Annotated in this window: 16 protein-coding genes; 6 read left to right on the top strand and 10 right to left on the bottom strand. The window is 65.2% G+C overall.

What is annotated here, in order from left to right:
- Nucleotides 1-106 precede the first annotated feature (106 nt).
- On the bottom strand, nucleotides 107-532 hold the full coding sequence (locus ACIPQB_RS00660) for a hypothetical protein (protein WP_446483262.1): 426 nt from the start codon (nucleotides 530-532) through the stop codon (nucleotides 107-109).
- Nucleotides 533-596: 64 nt separating this feature from the next.
- A complete protein-coding gene (locus ACIPQB_RS00655) occupies nucleotides 597-926 on the bottom strand; it encodes a hypothetical protein (RefSeq protein WP_446483261.1) in 330 nt (109 codons plus the stop codon).
- A 171-nt stretch (nucleotides 927-1,097) separates the two neighbouring features.
- On the opposite strand from ACIPQB_RS00655, the gene ACIPQB_RS00650 reads away from it, so the two are divergent.
- Complete coding sequence (locus tag ACIPQB_RS00650) at nucleotides 1,098-3,038, top strand: ATP-binding protein (RefSeq protein ID WP_446483260.1); 1,941 nt, start codon at nucleotides 1,098-1,100, stop codon at nucleotides 3,036-3,038.
- Between the two features lie 117 nt (nucleotides 3,039-3,155).
- Nucleotides 3,156-3,551 (top strand): hypothetical protein, encoded by a 396-nt coding sequence (locus ACIPQB_RS00645; RefSeq protein WP_446483259.1) that lies wholly within the window; start codon nucleotides 3,156-3,158, stop codon nucleotides 3,549-3,551.
- 12 nt (nucleotides 3,552-3,563) lie between these two features.
- On the opposite strand, the gene ACIPQB_RS00640 is transcribed toward ACIPQB_RS00645, so the two are convergent.
- The 6 genes from ACIPQB_RS00640 to ACIPQB_RS00615 all read right to left on the bottom strand — a co-directional run bounded on the left by ACIPQB_RS00640 (nucleotide 3,564) and on the right by ACIPQB_RS00615 (nucleotide 8,694).
- Entirely contained in the window at nucleotides 3,564-4,391 is an 828-nt protein-coding gene (locus ACIPQB_RS00640; RefSeq protein ID WP_446483258.1) for a PhzF family phenazine biosynthesis protein, read from the bottom strand.
- A gap of 89 nt (nucleotides 4,392-4,480) precedes the next feature.
- On the bottom strand, nucleotides 4,481-5,068 hold the full coding sequence (locus ACIPQB_RS00635) for a nucleotidyltransferase family protein (protein WP_446483257.1): 588 nt from the start codon (nucleotides 5,066-5,068) through the stop codon (nucleotides 4,481-4,483).
- Nucleotides 5,065-5,886: a bifunctional hydroxymethylpyrimidine kinase/phosphomethylpyrimidine kinase gene (gene thiD, locus ACIPQB_RS00630; protein ID WP_446483256.1), complete on the bottom strand. Its 822-nt coding sequence runs from the start codon at nucleotides 5,884-5,886 to the stop codon at nucleotides 5,065-5,067. Before thiD ends, ACIPQB_RS00635 begins: the two co-directional genes overlap by 4 nt.
- 236 nt (nucleotides 5,887-6,122) lie before the next feature.
- Entirely contained in the window at nucleotides 6,123-7,847 is a 1,725-nt protein-coding gene (locus ACIPQB_RS00625) for a recombinase family protein (protein WP_446483255.1), read from the bottom strand.
- A 13-nt stretch (nucleotides 7,848-7,860) separates the two neighbouring features.
- A complete protein-coding gene (locus ACIPQB_RS00620; RefSeq protein ID WP_446483254.1) occupies nucleotides 7,861-8,070 on the bottom strand; it encodes a hypothetical protein in 210 nt (69 codons plus the stop codon).
- A gap of 87 nt (nucleotides 8,071-8,157) precedes the next feature.
- Nucleotides 8,158-8,694, bottom strand: a complete 537-nt coding sequence (locus ACIPQB_RS00615) for a hypothetical protein (protein WP_446483253.1) — start codon at nucleotides 8,692-8,694, stop codon at nucleotides 8,158-8,160.
- Between the two features lie 146 nt (nucleotides 8,695-8,840).
- On the opposite strand from ACIPQB_RS00615, the gene ACIPQB_RS00610 reads away from it, so the two are divergent.
- Nucleotides 8,841-9,059 (top strand): helix-turn-helix domain-containing protein, encoded by a 219-nt coding sequence (locus tag ACIPQB_RS00610; protein ID WP_446483964.1) that lies wholly within the window; start codon nucleotides 8,841-8,843, stop codon nucleotides 9,057-9,059.
- Between the two features lie 610 nt (nucleotides 9,060-9,669).
- Here the strand turns inward: ACIPQB_RS00610 and ACIPQB_RS00605 are convergent.
- Both ACIPQB_RS00605 and ACIPQB_RS00600 read right to left on the bottom strand, forming a co-directional pair.
- Nucleotides 9,670-10,020, bottom strand: a complete 351-nt coding sequence (locus tag ACIPQB_RS00605; RefSeq protein ID WP_446483252.1) for a DUF7674 family protein — start codon at nucleotides 10,018-10,020, stop codon at nucleotides 9,670-9,672.
- Complete coding sequence (locus ACIPQB_RS00600; protein ID WP_446483251.1) at nucleotides 10,021-14,130, bottom strand: RHS repeat-associated core domain-containing protein; 4,110 nt, start codon at nucleotides 14,128-14,130, stop codon at nucleotides 10,021-10,023. It lies immediately after the preceding gene.
- A 149-nt stretch (nucleotides 14,131-14,279) separates the two neighbouring features.
- On the opposite strand from ACIPQB_RS00600, the gene ACIPQB_RS00595 reads away from it, so the two are divergent.
- The 3 genes from ACIPQB_RS00595 (at nucleotide 14,280) to ACIPQB_RS00585 (ending at nucleotide 18,869) form a co-directional block, all read left to right on the top strand.
- Nucleotides 14,280-14,711 (top strand): RHS repeat domain-containing protein, encoded by a 432-nt coding sequence (locus tag ACIPQB_RS00595; RefSeq protein ID WP_446483250.1) that lies wholly within the window; start codon nucleotides 14,280-14,282, stop codon nucleotides 14,709-14,711.
- A gap of 705 nt (nucleotides 14,712-15,416) precedes the next feature.
- On the top strand, nucleotides 15,417-16,520 hold the full coding sequence (locus tag ACIPQB_RS00590; protein ID WP_446483249.1) for a Fic family protein: 1,104 nt from the start codon (nucleotides 15,417-15,419) through the stop codon (nucleotides 16,518-16,520).
- A 102-nt stretch (nucleotides 16,521-16,622) separates the two neighbouring features.
- A complete protein-coding gene (locus tag ACIPQB_RS00585; RefSeq protein WP_446483248.1) occupies nucleotides 16,623-18,869 on the top strand; it encodes a CRISPR-associated endonuclease Cas3'' in 2,247 nt (748 codons plus the stop codon).
- Nucleotides 18,870-18,894: the final 25 nt, after the last annotated feature.

The raw sequence follows: 18,894 nt of genomic DNA, 5'->3' as shown, positions 1-18,894 counted from the left end.
CTGCATCCCGTTGGGGGGATGTGGCCCGCCGGCGACAAACTCTTTTTCGACGGGGATGGCAAGGAGAGATTTTGCGACGGCGGCGATCTGCGCCCCCCGCAGGGAATTATTTCGCCGCCAGGCTCGCGCGTCTGCGCCAAGACAGCAGCGTGGCCAACAGTATGATCAACAGGATCGCGAATGTGTTGAAGTTGTTGACCAATTTATACAGGTCGTCGTGGTCTTTCTCGCCGATCAGATAATAGGCGTGCAGACTGAACTGCGTGGCTTGAAGCAGCATGGCGATTCCCAGCCAGGGACTGACATAGCGCATGGCCAAGATCAGGAACCCCGCCGCGAGACCGGCTTCGCCGATCAGGAGCGCAATGGACTGCGCGCTGTTCGGCATGACGCTGTGAATCAGCCAAGCTAGAATACTGCCGGCTAGGATCAGGATCGCGCCCATGCGCTCGGCGCCCCCGCCCTGCCGCCAGGCCAGAAGCACGGTGACAGCCATCAGGATCCAAAGCAGCGGTGCGATCAGGTACAGCATAGATAAGGCCCCTAACTCACATTAGGGGCCTTACGAAGTTAAAGTCTTGCAACAAATGTAGAGGTTAGCCGACTTCGCGCAGGTCGACCGACGGCGCCGCCTGGCCCTTGGGCTCGATGCCGATGAGCTTGGTGCGGATGCCCAGGCGCAGCTTCACTTCGTTCAGTTCGCCATGCATGTCGACAACGGCCGAGCGGGCTTCGCCCAGAGCGGCGAGGGCTTGCGTCAGCTTCACGCTGGCGCGGTCGCCGACCACGGCCGAAACGCCGACGTCCGCACGCGCCTTCAACATGTCGGCCATCAGTTCGGCCGCTTCGATCATCGCCGCATCAACGGCGCGCTCGGTCGCAAACAGTTTGCTCGCCACGCGCTGCGCCACAAAAGCCTTGTCCATTGCCCCATCTCCTTAATGAAAGACTAATAGTAGAGGTAAACGAAAAGTTAAGCTGGGTGCAATCGGGAAACGAGCGTGAGCGTTGTTTTGTCGCGGCGGGCAAAAATCTCGGAAGCGAAGCGTTAGGAAATTTCAGACAAAATGCGGGTCTAGGCCCTCCTGGGACGGGAAATGATCGACGAGGACCGCAGTTCCGGGACGGCCCCCCATGCGCCCTTGCAGGCGCGAATCGCCGCCGTCGCCCTGACCACGACGGTGGTCGCCCTGCTCGCCGCCTGCGTCTGTTTCATGCTCCAGCAATGGAGCGTCGCCCGCCAGGAGGCCCAGGCCAATCATGAGGTCCTGGCCCAGATGGTCGTGGCGGGGGCCGCCGCGCCGCTGGCCGATCACAACACCGTCGGCGCCTATCGCGCCCTGGAGGCGGTGGCCAAGGCTCCCAATGTCGCCGCCGTGCGCCTGACCGACATGCAAGGCCAGGCCGTCGCCCAGATCGGCGCGGCCGGCGGCCCCGAGGTCGACACCCTGACCCGGCCGATCAAGCTGACCGGACGCCGGGTCGGAACTCTGGTCCTCGTCGCTAAGCGCCCCAGCCTGACCGACATCCTGGCCCGCGACCTGGCCCTGACCGGCACCCTGTTCTTCGGTTCGGCCGGCCTGGCCATCCTGATGGCCAACGGCCTGGCTCGGCGGATGACCAAACCGATGGAGCGGCTGTCCAAGGCCATGGGCGAGGTCGCCACCGGCGGCCGCTTCCAGCCCGTCGAGCAGGCGACCGACGACGACGTCTTCCGCAGCCTGACCGACAGCTTCAACCATCTGGTCTCGCGGCTGGAGATCAACGACCACGAGCTGCGTGGGGCGATGGCCGAGCTGGTCAAGGCCCGCGACGCCGCCAACGCCGCCAATGTCCTGAAGTCGCACTTCCTGGCCAATATGAGCCACGAGATCCGCACGCCGCTAAACGGCGTGCTGGCCATGACCGAGGTGATGGCCATGGGCGAGCTTTCCGCCACCCAGCGCGAGCGCCTGTCGGTGATCCGCGAATCGGGCGGACTGCTGCTGTCGGTGCTCAACGACGTGCTGGACCTCTCGAAGATCGAGGCCGGGCGCCTGGACCTGGTCGATCGCGACTTCGACCTGGCGGGGCTGGCTACGTCGATCCGCGAGACCTGGGCGGCCCAGGCCAAGCAGAAGGGCCTGGAGTTCGGGGTCTTCGTCGCGCCCGAGGCGCTGGGTTCCTGGCGCGGCGACGTCGATCGCCTGCGCCAGATCCTCGGCAACCTGGTCTCCAACGCCCTGAAGTTCACGCTGGAAGGCTCGGTCTCGATCCGCTTCGCCTCGGCCGACGACGGAACCGGTCTGCGGGTCGACGTGGTCGACACCGGCATCGGCATCGACGCCGCGACCCTGCCGCGGCTGTTCGACAAGTTCGTCCAGGCCGACAGCTCGACCACCCGCCGGTTCGGCGGCTCGGGCCTGGGCCTGTCGATCTGCAACGAGCTGGCCGCCTTGATGGGCGGCGGCGTGTATGTCCAAAGCCGCGAAGGCCAGGGCTCGACCTTCACCGTCGTGGTGGCCATGCCGCGCGGCGAGGCGATCGCGCCAGTGGCCGCCGAACCCGCCAAGCTGGCGGTCGAATCCGAGCGCCGGCTGCGGGTGCTGGCCGCCGACGACAATCCGACCAACCAGAAGGTCATCGCCGCGGTCCTGGCCCCGCTCGGCGCCGAGGTCGAGCTGGTCGCCGACGGCGCGGCCTGCGTCGAGGCCTGGCGTCGGGGCGACCATGACATCGTGCTGATGGACATCCATATGCCGGTGATGGACGGGGTCGAGGCCGCCCGCCACATCCGCGGCCTGGAGGTCTCCGAGGGCCGCAAGCGCGTGCCGATCGTCGCGGTCACCGCCAACGCCCTGGTCCACCAGGTCGAGGGCTACATCGCCGCCGGCATGGACGGCCACGTGGCCAAGCCGATCGAGGTCACCAAGCTCTACGACGCCATCGAAACCGCGGTGGCCGCCTCGCGCCAGGACGCCTCCAAGGTCGCGGCGGCGCGGACCAAGAAGGCGGCCCGCGCCCCGGCCAAGGCATCGCCCGGCGCCGTCGTCGGCTGACCCATCCGAAGGTGAACGCCGCACAACGGGCGGCTCAGGGTCGCTTCAGGCCCGGCATGGTCTCTTGAGGTCAACGTCGTCCAACCGGACGCCGAACCGTCCAAGAGGAACCGTACGATGAAAAAGATCCTGCTTTCGATCGCCGCGGTCTCGGCCGCCGCCGCCGCCGCCGCGCCCGTCGCCGCCCTGGCCCAATCCTATGACCGTCCCTATGACCGCCCCTACGAGCGTCATGACGATCGCGGCTGGAACGGCGGCGGCGATCGGGCCGAGCGCCTTGACCGCCGCATCGAGATGGGCCTGCGCAACGGCAGCCTGGACCGCCGGGAAGCCTGGCGCCTGAGGGGCGACCTGCGCGAAACCGCCCGCCTGGAGATGCGCTACGGCCGTGACGGCCTCAGCCGCTGGGAACGCGCCGACCTCGATCGTCGCTTCGACCGCATCAGCGCCCAGATTCGCTACGAGCGCCACGACCGCGACTACGGCTACGGCTACGGTCGCGACCGCTACTAGGTCCTGCGGGACCTAGCCGAGCGCCGGCCCCGCCCTCAGCCGGCTCTCGACCATCGTGAAGCCGCGGCCGCGCAGCAGAACGCGCGGACCGCGGCTTTCGCATTCCAGGTCGCCGCCGCGGCCGGGATAGGCCTGGTGGTAACGCAGGGTCGCCCGGTCCAGCCGGTCCGAGAACAGCGGGGCCAGGATGCAGTGGGCCGAGCCGGTGGTCGGGTCCTCCGGGATGCCGCAGCCGGGGGCGAAGAAGCGGCTGACCACGTCATAGGGCGCGCCGGCCTCGGCCAGGGCGACGACGATCGTCTGGCCCGGTCCGCCGGCCGCCTCGCCGCCGATGGTCCGCAGCGCCGCCAGGTCGGGGCTCAGGCCGCGCACCGCCGCTTCGTCCGCCAGCACCGCCACCAGATAGCCGCCGGCCCACATCTCGACCGGCTGGGCGCCCAGCGCCTCGGCCAGTCCGGCGGGGACGGCCGTGCGGCGCGGCGGGTCGGCCGGGAAGTCCAGCTCCAGCCGCTCGCCGTCGCGGCGGACGGTCAGTTCGCCGGCCCGGCTCTCGAAGGTCAGCAGCGGGGCGGCGACGCCCAGCTCCTCCAGCAGCACATGGCCGGCCGCTAGGGTGGCGTGGCCGCAGATCGGGACCTCGACGGTGGGGGTGAACCAGCGCAGGCCGAACCGGGCCGGATCGGCGGTCTTGCGCAGGAAGGCGGTTTCGGCCTGGTTGTTCTCGGCCGCCAGGGCCTGCATCCAGGCCGGGTCGGGCCAGGCGGCCAGCGGCTCGACCACGCAGGCCGGATTGCCCTTGAACGGCCCGGAGGCGAAGGCGTCGACGGTCCACTGGCGCATGGCGGTTTTCCCGAATGTGAATGTCACCGGGATATGGCCCGCGTCGGTCTAGATCAATTGCGGGATTGTCACGGTGACAATATCGCCGATCAGGTCCCCTCCACCGTGATCTCCGGCCATCGCGCCTTGGCCGAACCCGTGGTCCGCGCCCAGCCGCCCGCGCCCTTGATCCGCAGCGGATTGGGCCGCAGGCGCAGGGCGAACAGGTCGTCGAGCCCGAACGGCGCGTGGACCGACAGGCGGTCGTCGGCCTCCAGCCGCACGCCGACACAGAAGGCGGTGGCCACGAAGCGCTCGAGGGCGTCGGCGCTGCAGGTCAGGGGCGGGTAGGGCTCGTCGGCCCCGAACTTCTGCTCGAACCACAGGTGGACGCGGGCCTGGTTGCGCACCTCGACCAGGCTCTTCAGCGGTTCGTCGAACGCCGCCGCCACCCGTCGGATCACCACGTCCTCGGCCTCGTAGGAGGTGTCGGACGCATCGTGATAGGCGACGTCGTAGTCCTTGATCCCGTAGTCGGGCGCCCGGCCGGTCAGGTGGTTCCAGACCGGCTGGTAGACCGCGCCGGAAAACACCATGCCGTCGGGCAGGTCGAGGTCGCGGACCACGCGCAGCACCTGCATGGTGGTTGGGACGTTGCGGATGATCTCGACAAAGCGGGCTTCGAGGGACTGGCTCATCGGCGCATCGTCCATCCGTGGTCCAGCGGCCCGTGCCCGGCCCCGAAGCCTGGGGCGCGCAGCATGGCCTCGTGGACATAGTTCCAGGCCCGGGCCACCGCCTCGGTCAAAGACAGGCCCTGGGCCAGGCCCGTCGCGCAGGCGCTGGCCAGGGTGCAGCCGGTGCCGTGGGTGTGGCGGGTGTCGATCCGCTCGCCCTCGAAAGCGGTCTCGCCCAGGCGGGTGATCAGCAGGTCGACGACCCGCTCGCCGGGCCCATCCCCGCCAAGAATGTGGCCGCCCTTCATCAGCACCGCGTGGGCCCCCAGGGCCAGCAGGGCCTCGCCGGCCCGACGCAGGTCGTCGGTGGTCTCGACCATCAGGCCGGTCAGGGCCGCGGCCTCGGGGGCGTTGGGGGTCAGCAGGGCGGCGCGGGGGATCATCAGGGTGCGGACCGCGCCGACCGCCGCCTGGGCCAGCAGCGCGGTCCCGCCCTTGGCGACCATCACCGGGTCGATCACCGGCGGGACCCCGGGAGCGCCGTCGATCACCTGGGCCACGGTCTCGACCATGGCGGCGTCGCCCAGCATGCCGGTCTTGATCGCATCGGCTCCGATGTCGTCGAGCACGGCTCGGGCCTGGGCGGCGACAATCTCCGGCGGGATCGGGTGGACGCCGGTGACGCCCAGGGTGTTCTGCACGGTGACGGCGGTGATCGCCGTGGCCGCATAGCCGCCCAGGGCGGTGATGGTCTTGATGTCGGCCTGGATCCCCGCCCCGCCGCCGGAATCCGATCCGGCCAGGACGAGCACCCGGCCCAGATGGGGCGCTTGGGTCACGGCCCTGTTCTAGCCGTGAGTCGGGGACGGGGGTAGGGGCTGGATGCCGGTACGGACGCCTTGTCGACAGGCGCGGCTCTACGCTCACGCGCCGAAGCTGCGATGGGATGGGGAGGGTGCGAAGCGCCCGGGCCTCGCCCGGAGGATTTGCAGTTATGTTACCGTTTCGACGAAGTCTGGCGCTTCGCGCAGAGCCGTTATCCGGGAGCGGTCCGGCTGGCGGGGGTCTTAACCCCTTACCGGACGCTTTCGCTCGCGCCCCCGACGGGCGGGCCAGGGCGGCGAGCCCCGGTCCCGGACCGGTCACTCTCCGGAACCGACAAACCATCGCCAGCGGCTTTCAGGAATAGCCTCGCCGGGCTGCGAAACCCCGCCTCCCTGTCCTCCGCCCAGGCCAGCACGGTCTCCAGATCGCCAAACAGCCGAACATCCACCTCCCCCCGCCGCCCGGTCGGCGTGACCACGACCTTTTCAATGAGCGCACGCAGCGCGGTCGCCGCCTCGGTGCGGTCGGCCGGGTTGTTCAGCGCCTCGACCAACCGCTCGACCTTGCGGCGGTAAAGCTCGGCGACGTTGGGGTGAACGTCGGGCACGTCGCGCGGCGCTTCGGCCAGGGAGCGCTCGATCGCTTCGACCTCGGCGTCCAGGCTCTTCAGGCGGTCCATGAGCGGGCGGGTATAGCCGCCATCTTCAATGGCCGAGACGATGCCGTCGATGGCCCTCCTGGCCTTCTCCAACCGCAGACGGTCGGCCGCTTCGCTGGCCCGGCGATGGTGGTTGAGGCGATTGGTCTCCTCGATGAACGACCGCATGGCCTCGGCCATGACCTCGGGCGTCATCAAGCGCTCCTTGAGGCCGACGAGAACCCGCGCCTCCAGGCTGTCGCTGCGAATCGCGCTGGCGTTGGTGCAACCCTGGCCCTTGATGTGGGCGACGCAGGCCAAGCGGTTGTTCCCGCGCTTGGCCACCGTGCCGCCGCACAGACCGCAGGTGATCAGGCCCGATAGCAGGGTCTGGGGCCGGCGGCTGGCGGCCGCCGCCTGGAAGCCCTGCGCGCCCCTGGCGACGGCCTCTTGATAGGCCTTGGCGTGGTGGGCTTGACGGGCCTTGGCGGCGTTCCAGAGGTCGTCGTCGATGATCCGCAGGTGCGGCGCCTGGGCATAGACCCATTCACTCTGCGGGTTGATGCGGTGACGCGCCCGGCCGGTGTCGGGATTTCGGACGTCCCGGCGCCGGTTCCAGACCATCTGACCGATATAGAAATGGTTGTTGAGGATGCCCGACTGGATCGACAGATGGCCCCGGATGGTCATCTCACCCCAGGCCCGGCCTCTGGGCGAGGCGACGCCCTCGGCGTTCAGCTCGATGCAAATCTGGCGCGGGCTCTTGCCGGCGACATAGTCGCGGAAGATGCGGCGCACGATGTCGGCTTCATAGGGGATGATCTCCCGCTCACCGGTCGTGACCTTGCCGGCCGCGTCGATCTCGCGAACGACCTTGTAGCCGTAGGAATTGCCACCCGCGACCTTGCCCGCCTCCACCCTGCCCCGGTTGCCCCGATGGGTCTTGGCGGCCAGATCCTTGAGGAAGAGCGCGTTCATCGTGCCCTTGAGGCCGACGTGAAGCTCGGAGACCTCGCCCTCGGAGAGGGTGACGATCGGCACGCCCGCGAACCGCAGGCGCTTGAAGAGACCGGCGATGTCCTCCTGATCGCGGCTGAGCCGGTCCATGGCCTCGGCCAGGACCACATCGAACTCCCCGGCCAGGGCGTCGCGGAGCAAGGCCTGGACGCCAGGGCGAAGGATGACGGTCGAGCCTGAAATCGCTGCATCCGAATAGGTGTTCACGACCCGCCAGTTGGCCTTGTCGGCATGCAGGCGACAGATGCGGACCTGATCGTCGATCGAATGGGCGCTCTGCTTGTCGTCGGAATAGCGGGCGTAGATGGCCACGCGGGTCATGACGAACTCCTGGCTAGCCCTCGTCGGTCTCCGATCGCGGGGCGTGGTCGTTGGCGGGCGCAAAGCTGCGCTGGAACTCTTCTCGGGCGATCTGGCGGCCGATCAAGCGGGCCAGGGCCAGAACCGCATCTGGCTGCGGCGAAACTGTACCTACAGCGTATGAAGCGCGGTCATCATTGGCGGGGCGGAAGCGTTGGAGCGCGGGGCGCGGGTCGTCGGTCATGGCGGGCGATTCCTGACGAGCGAAACGCCAAGCCTCGATCCAGACCCGCACGGCCTCAACGACGGTTAGAGCGCGATTCACCCGCTTTCACTCCCGACCAGTCCGGATCGACCAGTCGATCCAGCCCTCAAGCACCAGAGGGCGATGACAGTCGGGGCAGCGCATGTTGGCCAGATCGCGGGCCGCGCCAGCGATGAGGTGATGGGCCTCTTCGTGGTCTTCGGGATCGACGGCTCTCGCGGCCACCGCGATCTTGGCGGCGACGCCAGTCGGGTCGTTGGCCGCGACCTTGGGCAGCTCGGCTAGCAGCTTCTCCCGCTGCTCGAACAGGTTGGAGAGCATGCGATCGATCTCTGCCATTTCCTGGCCCTGCGGGAGCGCCAGTTGCTCTTCCTTCGACAGTTTGAACCAGCCGGGCAGCTTGAAGGCCTCGCTTTCCAGGTCGCCCCAGCGGCGCACCAAGCGGCTGGTCCTGATGTCGATGGCGACGAAGCTGGCGCAACGGACGATCAGGTCGTCCGCCTCGGCGATGCCACGAGTATTGGCGACGACGGGCGCTGCGGTAGTGGCACCCATCAAAGCGCGGCGGGAAATTGCGGTACTCTTGGCCTTGGATTTTGACATGCGGAGGCTCCCGGCGCAGGCGCTCGGCCCGACCGTTCGAGATCGGTAGAGTTTTGGTACTGTGTACGTAATACTTCGCACAGAGACTCCACGAAGTCAATACATGGTGTGAAGTTTTTCATACGAGGTGCTAATTGTTGACGCCGATGCAAATCCGACTAGCTCGCACAGCGCTGGGTTTGGGTGTGCGAGAACTCGGTACAGCGGCTGGAGTTTCGCCCTCAACGGTCCAACGGTTCGAATCCGGCATCGGCGGAATGCAGACACGCACGCTGGAGCGACTACAGACCGTGCTGGAAGACGGCGGGATCATTTTCATTCCAGCTGATGCCGGCGGTGGCCCAGGCGTCCGCCTCAAAGCCTAGATCGCGGTTAAGCCGCAGGCGCGTAGCGCCTGTTTAGGCTTAAACCGCTTGCCGAGCCCTGGCCGGGCGTCAAGCTGACGGTCAAGGGTGCGCGAAGCGCATCGCCGTAGGCGACGGCGAAGCCGCCCTTGAGGGGCAGATTGACGTCCGGCACTCGCGGCCGTGCCTAGCCACTCCGCTTGCCGCCCATAAACTCTGCTCTAATCTGCATCGCTGCATCAGGTGCCTGCGGCGAGCTTCTGCTTTCAACCACCGGCATCACCGAGCGCGGTCTACGCGACACTGACATGCGTCTGCGCGGCGGCCTCGCTGCCGCCCTTCGGCTCCGGCGCTTCCGGCCCGTCGGACGTTGACGTCAGCGTCCAAGCCGCACAATGCTGGCGGCCCGTCGGTCGGCGAGCCGTGACGCTGCTGGTCGAGTTCGACGTCGTGAGTCTCGCGACCGCCACCGGGCCCGGCGACGCGGACGGCCGAGCGTTCGGCCGCTCGGGCGGCGATCGTTTGCGGGCCGTATCCCAAGACGCGGGGCCTGGGAATGTTTCGAGTCAGGTTCGCTGAGCGGTAGCTGCAGCAGGAGTTACTTTAATTTGTTAGCGACTAATCGAAAGGTTTAAATGCCGCATGTTTCCATAGCTAAGGCACGCAAACGGGGGCCCATTAGTTTTTTCATACCTTTAAGATAGCCTTGACCTTGTAAATTTTCGATAAATGAAAGGGCAATCACATTTCGAGACTCTTCATCATCGAATGATAACTCTTTCTCTAAATTATCCATTAGCATTTCAACATCTTCAGTACCTGAAATTTCACCATCTACCAGGTCAATAATAACGGATGTTAACTCCGCAAAGAATATGTGCGGCAGTAATTCCCCATAAAAATTAATGTGCTCTTCAAATATATTTCGAAATCGTGGAATGTTTTTTACGATATTGTTAACTAAAATAATCCCCCTGCCCATTCAAAACCCCCTCATTGCATTCTGTAAATCACTCAGCAGCCTAGAAGCAACCTGCTTATCCCATTCTGAAAGTTGAGGACTCCCAATGAGCTTCTTCAAAGCGGTGATTGCTTGCTCAGCTTTTGTGGCATGAAAGGATCCATTTGTTCTGACGCCCGTTGCGATTTCGCTCCGCACGGCAGCGGCCGTGGTGCCATTCCCCACACGGTTGGCATTCTTTGTCCCACTATACAAACTCTTCACGATATCGGCCAATTTCTTATTGTATACGTTTGGCGGCTTCACGCCACCTCTGGATATACCACCTATAAATGCGGGCGCTTCAAGCGCCCCCACGACCGCCACCGGCGCGAGTACAGGCGCCCACATCCACTGATTTCGTTCGTATTCGTCGTTATATTCCAATCGGAAGGCAGCCTGCTGGTCGGTGCACGAAAACCCGCAGATCTGACGAGCTCGTTCACCCGTGAAGCAGCCGTTTCTTTCCAGGCACGTGGCCGTAACGACGACCTCATCAACACAGTTAACGCCCGTCGTCACGCACTGCGTCCCACTCGGATCCGTCGCATTGACCGGATCGTTGCCGACGTAGGCATACCAGTTCATCCCATCGCCATATCCGATGGGATCGGTCTGCAGAAACCGTCCCAAGGTCGGCGAATAGGCCCGAGCCTTGTAGTGATAGAGCCCCAGCTCCGGCAGCCACACTTGGCCTGTGTATTGGAAACGACCGAGGTTGCCCGAGGCCGGCACGCCGTACTCGTCGTAGGTATTGATCGCCAGGGCCGCGCCGCTGTCATTGACAGCCGCAACGACCGAGCCCTGGGCGTCGGCCAACAGCCAGCGACGATTGCTCGTGCCCGAGCCCTCGTACCAGATCAGCGGCTCGTCTACGCCGGGGCCTGGCACATAGCGCCGCAGCAGGGTCCCATTGCCGGCCGTGGTGCTGTCGTATTCGGCCAGCAGCTCGTCGCCCGCATAGCGGAACCAAGTCGCCGCCGTCGAACTGGTGCGCACCTCCATCAGCCGACCCAGCGGATCGTAGCGCAGGGCCGCCCCGGCCGAGGTGCTGGTCAGGTTGTTGTCGGCGTCGTAGCCGAAGCCGGTCACCCCATCGGACGACAGGTTGCCGCGGCCGTCATAGCCCAGGGTCAAGGCCCCCGAGGCGGTCATCTGGTTCAGGCCGTTGGAAGCATAGGACCGCGCCGCCGTCGTCGCGGCCCAATCATAGGCGCTGTTGCTGCCGGTCTTGGTGCGGATCTGGCTGGCGGCGTTGTAAGCGAAGGTCCAGCTCTGGTCCTGGGCCGTGCCGGCCAGGTCGTGGCTCAGATAGCTCAAGCGCGAAGCGGCGTCGTAGTCGTAGTAGGTCGTGGCCGGAATGCCGCGAGACAGGGTCTTCATCCGGCCCAGGTTGTCGTAGGCGAAGGCGATGGCATAGCCGCCGCCGTTCTCGCCAAGGCCCTTCATCTGCCCGGCCGCGTCGTAATCGTAGGTGATGTAGAAATTGTCGGGCCAGGTGATCCGGGTTCGGTTGCCGGCCAGATCGTATTGGAAGCCGAACGTTCCATAGGCCCCCAACTCGCTGGTCTGACGGCCGAGCGTGTCGTAGGTCGCGGTGATGGTCTGGTCGCCGCTGGTCGCCGAGGTCTGGCGACCGAGGTTGTCATAGACGTAGGTGGTGGACGGCAGGCCCTTGGCCGTCATCCGGTTCAGGGCGTCATAGGTAAAGGTCACCACCTGACCGTCGCGGCGCCGGTTGGTGAGTACGTTTCCAGCCGCATCGTAGGTGTACTGTTCGTAGTCGGTCGTCGAACTGGTCGAACCGCTGGAGGCGATCGGGTAGCGGGTCTTGGCCAGACGGTCGAAGCCGTCGTACTCGTGGGTGGTCAGGTTGCCCTTGCCGTCGGCCTCCGTCGCGTGCTGGCCATTGGTCGTGTAGGTGACGGCCTGCTCGACCCGCGGCGCGCTCCCACCATAGCCGCTGGTCACCTGGGTGACGCGGTCGGCTTTGTCGTAGGTGGTGTAGGTGATACGGTCGGCGCCGTCGCTTCCCGCCGTTCCCAGGGTGCAGGCCGAGGTCGGCAGCGAGCCGAACGCCGCCGCATTCATCCGCACCGCCATGCAGGTCAGGCGATTGGCCGTGTCGTAAGCGTACTGGGTCACCGCCTGGGTGGCGCCGCCAGCGATCTGGCTGGTCTGGCTCTTCCGGCCGACGGCGTCGTAGCTGGTCGCCGCCTGATCCAGGGCTACGAAGCTCGACATTGAGCCTTCGGCCTGGCCGGTTGCCGTGCCAGTCTCGACCGATGTCACCTGGCCATTGAGGTTATAAGTGGTGCGGCTGGCCCGATAGAGCAGCGCGCCCGCCCCGTCCGGATCGGGTTCGATCACCCCGACCACCTGGCGCATAGCGTCGTAGTAGGTTCGCGTGGTGTCGGCCGAACCGGCTAGAGGGCCGTTGACCGTTTCCAGATTGCCGTACTGGTCATAGGTCATTGCTGTCGTGGCGCTCAGCGAGCCGTCGCCGGCCCCGCTGGTCACGGTCAGCGGCAAGAGGTTGCTGGCCAGGCTGGCGCTGCCCGTCTGATAGCTGATGGTGGTCTTGACCTCGTCGGCGGCTCCCGCACACGAGGCGGCGGCGGCGCACTGGGAGGTTGCGGTCGGCAGATAGATCGGGCTGGCGGCCTGGACGAGGGTTCCGGCGCTGTTCTTGTACCAAGCATAGAGCGGCGCATAACTGGTTCGGGTCTGGGGTTGCACGGCGCCGGAGGTCGGGGCCGGCGAAGTGACCGTAAGCACCCCGCCATGGGTGGCGTCGTAGGTATAGCTGGTGACATTGCCTCGTTCGTCGGTCACCGAGTTGGGCTTGTTGCAGGTCTTGGGATTAGTGCAGGTGGCGTCATAGCTGGCCGTGGTGACGATATTGGTCAGCCCTGAGCCGGACTTGGCGACCTGGGTCGCTCCGGTCAGGTTTCCGCGGCTGTCATAGCTGTAGTCGGTGTAGTTCCCCTCCGGCTGGGTGACGCGCAGGAGACGGCCGTTATTGTTGTCCAGCGTGTAGCTGGTGATAGCCCCGAGGCCGTCGACATTACCGGTCACCCGACCGAGCGATAAGCTGGTGTCGACGATACGTGTGTGGCCCAGCGGGTCGGTGACCGTGGTCTCACGCGTGGTCGTGTAGTCGGTATAGGCGTAGGTCCAGGTTCCCACCCCGTTCGAGACCGACTGCACGCGGCCAGCGGTGTTGTAAGCGACGGCGCCGGCGTTGACGCCCGGACGCTGGATGCTGGTGACCTTGCCGCCGGCCATGCCATAGGTCGTGGTTCGCGACAGAGCGTCGGTGATGGTTAGGCTCGAACCGTCGGTCGCGCGGACGAAGGTCAACGACGGCCAAGTCCGTGAAAAGGTGCAGCTGTCGGCGGCCGGATCGCAGGCGTCGATCGCGGTATTGAGAGCTGTGACCTTTGAGATCACCGAGGTGGCGTCGTACTCGTACTTGAGCATGTAGCCGCGGTTGTTCCAAACCGACTGCACCCGCTGGCAGCCGGTCCCGCAGGCCTTGTAGACGTAGGTCAGCGTCTCGCCCGATGGCCGGGTCAATGAGATGATGTTGGCGGCGTTGGCGGCGTTGGGAGAGCTTGCAGCCAGGGCGGACGAGAACACCGCCACCGTGCCGTCCGGCGCGGTGTGGGTGTAAAGTCCAGTCGTTGAATTGTAGGTTAGGGTCTGGGCGGAACTCCCCATGAACTGGCCCATGATCGTCGAGCCGGAGCCCTGAACGAACATTGCCGACGAGCCGCCGATGCTCACCGTATAGAAGGTGACGTTGTTGCCCATGATCGTGCCGGGCTTGCTGTTGACCGTGCCGGCAAGCCCCCGGCCGCCGCCTGGACCGCCATAGACGTAGGCCAAACCGCCTTGCGCCGGACCGATGGCGGCGGAAAGCTGAGGAACGTTGAACGTGCCGGTGGACAGGTCGACGCCGTTGGCGTCGATGGCGGTGAACACCGGCGGAGCGGGGATCGAGGTCTGGGCCTCCACCGGCCCGGACAACAGGGTCGCGACGCACGCGACCACGCACAGGCCCATGGCCCGCTTCATCCACTCGAACATGACGCCCCCCAAGCTGTGGAGCTAAGGTTACGGTGGCGCTCTCATGCTCGTCAATGTTGCATCTCACGAAGAGCGGTGACAACTTGCGCCGAGCTAAGGGGGAATCTGCAATGTCCTGTCGTGTTTCTGACGCCGCGCGGGTCGCGGCGATGGCGCTTGCGCTTTTGGCGCTCGCGGTTCCCGCAGCCGCCGGCGTTTCAGTGACCTATGGGTACGATCAACAGGGCCAACTGATCAGCGTCACCAAGTCCACCGGCGAGGTGGTCAGTTACTATTACGACGCCGCGGGCAACCGCGCGTCGATCGGCCTGCCGGTGACCAACCACGCACCCACTTGCACCAACTATGTGGTCGGCCCGATCAGCGCGCCGACCTACGCCACCGTGACCGTAACAATCACGGCTGCGGCGTTGATTGGCCGTTGCACTGACAGCGACGGCAACACCCTAACCGTGGCCAGTCCAACCCCGGTGCCGTTCGATCTGCACCCGGCCAGCGGATCGACCACCACCATCGCCTTCACGGTGTCGGACGGCCAGGGCGCGACCGGCGGCGCCAATATCGTCGTCACCCGCAATTGACGGTTGGGTTCGTGGTTGAGGGCAGCGGTGCGGTTGACAGCAGGTTCGCGGCAGGCGCTTGGACGTCGATAATCGCGCCCCGTGATTGCTCGCGACATGGTGCGGAACGATCCTATTGATGCTCATACCTTCTGGCCGAACGGATCGGGGCTTGCGCTCCCCAGGCCTGCGGGCCCATGTGGATCTTCTCGACGCCGGTGGGATCGCGTTTTCCGAGGTGCGATTCTAAGCGCATGTCGTTGAGCTGTTTCATATTGACCAGCCGCTGGGCGACTGGCGCCCATCAGGCGCCCGCCAAAATCATGGTGCCTTAAAAGTTCGCTGGATTTCAGATACTTAGCGAGTCCCTGGCCCCATCTTGGCGCATTCTGGAGAGCATGGCGCCAAAGCTGGCGCCATGAAAAGAGATGTGCAGGCAATAGCTTAAGGCAGGCCAGGCCCTCGGTCTGGCGCCATTGCCTTATCTTGCATTCCGCCAAAACACCCTCCGAACGATCTCTTGCCCCCTTTCATTCTCGTCCGATGCCTTGCGCTGTCAGGGAAAACGGCCTCCAGCTCCTGCTAAGCACTAGTGCTAGAGGTCAGGCTGGCCTGGCGGCCGTCGGCGGCGCGGAGATTACCGGCCTTATTCTCCGCATACTATGCGGAGATTCGACTTGCGCTTCGCGTGGCCTGCCGCCAAACTCCCGCTGAAAGGCGAGGATCATGGCGCGCTACATATGGGATCGCAGCGGCTGGCCGGACCTCCAATGGAGCAAGGCCGAACTGGCTGATCAGCTCGCCCATGTGCGCCATCGCCAGGGCCGTTTGCTCGGACGGATGGACGCGTTGGGCTTCCCTCTGCGGGAGGAGGCCGCGCTCAGAACCCTGACTGAAGACGTTCTGAAGTCGAGCGAAATCGAGGGTGAAATCCTCGACAAGGCGCAAGTTCGTTCATCGATTGCGCGGCGCCTTGGGATCGATATAGGGGCTCTCACGCCCGCCGATCGCCATGTCGAAGGTATCGTCGAGATGATGCTCGACGCCACTCAAAGGTTCGATCAACCGCTGACGGACGAGCGTCTTTTCGGCTGGCACGCCTCGCTCTTTCCGACCGGCTATAGTGGTCTGAGTAAGATCGTCGTCGGCGCCTGGCGCGACGAAAAAGCGGGGCCGATGCAGGTGATCTCGGGGCCAATCGGGCGTGAGAAAGTCCACTATGAAGCCCCGGCCGCTGACCGTATGGCGGGCGAAATGCGCGCTTTCCTGGACTGGTTTAACCGCGAAACTGTCGATGACCCGGTGATCAAGGCGGCGCTGGCTCACCTCTGGTTCGTCACCATCCACCCATTCGAAGATGGCAATGGCCGGATCGCCAGGGCCATCGCCGACATGGCGTTGGCGCGCTCGGATGGAAGCTCTCAGCGCTTCTACAGCATGTCATCGCAGATCCGGTTGGAGCGGAAAGACTACTACGACACCCTGGAGGCGACGCAGAAAGGCGGTGTCGACATCACCCGCTGGATCGGCTGGTTCCTGGGCTGTTTGGACCGCGCCTTTGACGGTGCCGAAGCCACCTTGGCGACGGTGCTGGCCGCCGCGCGCTTTTGGGAAAGCCATGCTGGCGAGGCCTTCAATGAACGCCAACACATGATGCTCCAGCGTCTGCTCACGGGCTTCGAAGGCAAGCTGACTTCGTCCAAATGGGCGCTAATCGCCAAGTGTTCTCAGGACACTGCGGGGCGCGACATCGACGATCTGGTCAAGCGGGGTATCCTGGTCAGAGACGCCGCCGGAGGGCGGAGCACGAGTTACTCGCTGCACCCCTGAGTTCTTGTTGTTCCCGACGAATGGAGCGGTATGTGGAACCTCCGCGACATAGATTTCAATGGCCGCCATTCTCGCGGCGCGAAGTGTTGAAAGTCCAAGCTCTTGGCCGAAATCACCAAACCGGCGTTTTTCGCCCACAGCCTGAAAAACGGCTCCATTAATGAGTGGGAACCGCTCGTCCATCATCTCTCGGACACCGCGCATCTCGCATCCAAATTCGCGGCTTCATTCGGCTGCGGCGAACTGGCTGACGCGGCCGGCCTGCTGCACGATTTGGGTAAGTACCAGGCCGAATTCCAGACAATGCTGCACGGAGTCGTCGCCAAGGTGGACCACGCCGCCCACGGCGCATGCTATGCTCGATCGCGCTACAAACTTCTTGGCAGCTTGATCGCCCACGGAATCGCGGGACATCACGCAGGACTTGCGGACGGCCTGTTTGAGCCAGAGGGCCGATTGGCCCGCATGGACGCCACGCTCGATGGGATCGTCGCGACGGCCGAAAGCGACGGCTTGGTTTTCCCAGTCCGGCCAGGACCGCCCCTTTTCGAGCGTTCGGCCGATACGGGTTTCCAGATGGCGTTCCTGATCCGAATGCTATTTTCGTGCCTGGTCGACGCCGACTATCTCGCAACCGAGAACTTCTTTGTTCGGGCCGAGGGCAGGGAGATTCCGCCACGCGGGGCCGCGGCCAGTCTCACCGATCTGGCGACCGCGCTGGACGGGCGACTCAAGGCCTTTGGCGTAACCGAACCTGGCTCGCTCAATGCGCGGCGGACCCAGATCTTAGGCCACGTCCGGTCGCTGGCCGGTTCGGCACCCGGTGTCTTCACTCTGACCGTGCCGACCGGCGGCGGCAAGACCCTGACCTCCCTGGCCTTCGCCCTCGATCACGCCCGAGCCAACGGCCTGGAGCGGGTGGTGGTCGGCATCCCGTTCACCTCGGTAATCGAGCAGACAGCCCAAGTCTATCGCGACGCGCTGGCCCCGCACCAGAACGCCATCCTTGAGCACCACTCGGCGTTCGACCAAAGCCAGATCGACGGCCGGGAGGCGCGCGCCAAGCTCTCGCTGGCGATGGAGACCTGGGATCAGCCGCTGATCGTCACCACCACGGTGCGATTGTTCGAAAGCCTATTCTCCAACCGCCCCTCGCAATGCCGTAAGCTGCATAACCTCACCCGCAGCGTCATCGTGTTGGATGAGCTCCAGACGCTGCCGCTGGAACTGCTGCGCCCTTGCGTGGCGGCGCTGAAGGAACTGGCCGCCAACTATGGCTGCTCGATCGTACTGTGCACGGCCACCCAGCCGGCCCTGCTGGCCGATCCACCCGGCGGCGGTCGGCCGTTCGTCAATGGTTTCGAGAACGTCATCGAACTGGCCCCTGATCCCCCCGCCCTGTTCAAGGCCTTGCGCCGGGTGAAGGTCGAGGCGATCGGCGAGCAGACCGACGCGGATCTGGTCGCTCGACTGGAGGACGCGCCTCAGGTCCTGTGCATCGTCAACAGCCGCTTTCACGCCCAAACCCTGTTCGACGCCATCGGCCATGTGGACGGCGCCCGCCACCTGTCGACCCTGATGTGCGCCGCCCACCGGCGGGCCGTACTAGCGGAGATCCGCGCGGATCTGCTCGAAGAGCGACCCTGCCGGGTTATCAGCACGTCGCTGGTCGAGGCCGGGATCGACGTCGATTTCCCTCTGGTCCTGAGGGCGGAGGCGGGGCTCGATTCGATCTTGCAGGCGGCGGGACGGTGCAACCGCGAAGGGCGTCGCGACGTAGAAACCAGTACGACCCTGGTGTTCCGGCCCGCCGACGGCAAGCGCCCCCAGTCGATGCGGATGGCCATAGAATCCGCCGAGAGCCTGTTCCGGACCTTCGGGGATGTCGCCACCCTGGCGGCCGTCGACGCCTACTTCGGCCAGTTGTTCGACCGCAAGGGCGACGCGGTGCTCGACGCCAAGGGCATTCTCAGGGCCTGCCAGGACCGGGTCACGACGCTGGATTTCCCCTTCAAGACCATCGCCGCCGACTTCCAGATGATCGACGACTACAATCTGCCGGTGATCATCGAATGGGATGACACGGCTCGGGCGGCGGTCAAGGAACTGCGCTTTCTGCCCGAAGGCTTCACACCCGGCGGCGCGGCGCGACGCCTGCAATCCTACACGGTCGGCGTGCCGCCCCGGGCGCGCCGATTGTTGATCGACAGCGCCGCCGCCGAGATCATCGATCGTGACCGCTACGGCGACCAGTTCGTGGTGCTGACCAACGCCAGCCTCTATCGGGCCGACATCGGCTTGAGCTGGGCCGACCCGACGCTAATGGAGGCGGAGAAGTTGATTCTTTAGCCGATCCACAATCAAGAATTGCCAA

The sequence above is a fragment of the Caulobacter sp. LARHSG274 genome (assembly GCF_052871235.1).
This window is presented reverse-complemented; position numbering and strand designations above follow the sequence as displayed.

Coding starts and splice junctions, on each gene's coding strand:
- ACIPQB_RS00620 (WP_446483254.1), bottom strand. CDS start 8,070: ATGACCGACGACCCGCGCCCCGCGCTCCAACGCTTCCGCCCCGCCAAT.
- ACIPQB_RS00625 (WP_446483255.1), bottom strand. CDS start 7,847: ATGACCCGCGTGGCCATCTACGCCCGCTATTCCGACGACAAGCAGAGC.
- ACIPQB_RS00645 (WP_446483259.1), top strand. CDS start 3,156: ATGAAAAAGATCCTGCTTTCGATCGCCGCGGTCTCGGCCGCCGCCGCC.
- ACIPQB_RS00605 (WP_446483252.1), bottom strand. CDS start 10,020: ATGGGCAGGGGGATTATTTTAGTTAACAATATCGTAAAAAACATTCCA.
- ACIPQB_RS00650 (WP_446483260.1), top strand. CDS start 1,098: ATGATCGACGAGGACCGCAGTTCCGGGACGGCCCCCCATGCGCCCTTG.
- ACIPQB_RS00615 (WP_446483253.1), bottom strand. CDS start 8,694: ATGTCAAAATCCAAGGCCAAGAGTACCGCAATTTCCCGCCGCGCTTTG.
- ACIPQB_RS00590 (WP_446483249.1), top strand. CDS start 15,417: ATGGCGCGCTACATATGGGATCGCAGCGGCTGGCCGGACCTCCAATGG.
- ACIPQB_RS00660 (WP_446483262.1), bottom strand. CDS start 532: ATGCTGTACCTGATCGCACCGCTGCTTTGGATCCTGATGGCTGTCACC.
- ACIPQB_RS00595 (WP_446483250.1), top strand. CDS start 14,280: ATGGCGCTTGCGCTTTTGGCGCTCGCGGTTCCCGCAGCCGCCGGCGTT.
- ACIPQB_RS00635 (WP_446483257.1), bottom strand. CDS start 5,068: ATGAGCCAGTCCCTCGAAGCCCGCTTTGTCGAGATCATCCGCAACGTC.
- ACIPQB_RS00610 (WP_446483964.1), top strand. CDS start 8,841: ATGCAAATCCGACTAGCTCGCACAGCGCTGGGTTTGGGTGTGCGAGAA.
- ACIPQB_RS00600 (WP_446483251.1), bottom strand. CDS start 14,130: ATGTTCGAGTGGATGAAGCGGGCCATGGGCCTGTGCGTGGTCGCGTGC.
- ACIPQB_RS00655 (WP_446483261.1), bottom strand. CDS start 926: ATGGACAAGGCTTTTGTGGCGCAGCGCGTGGCGAGCAAACTGTTTGCG.
- ACIPQB_RS00640 (WP_446483258.1), bottom strand. CDS start 4,391: ATGCGCCAGTGGACCGTCGACGCCTTCGCCTCCGGGCCGTTCAAGGGC.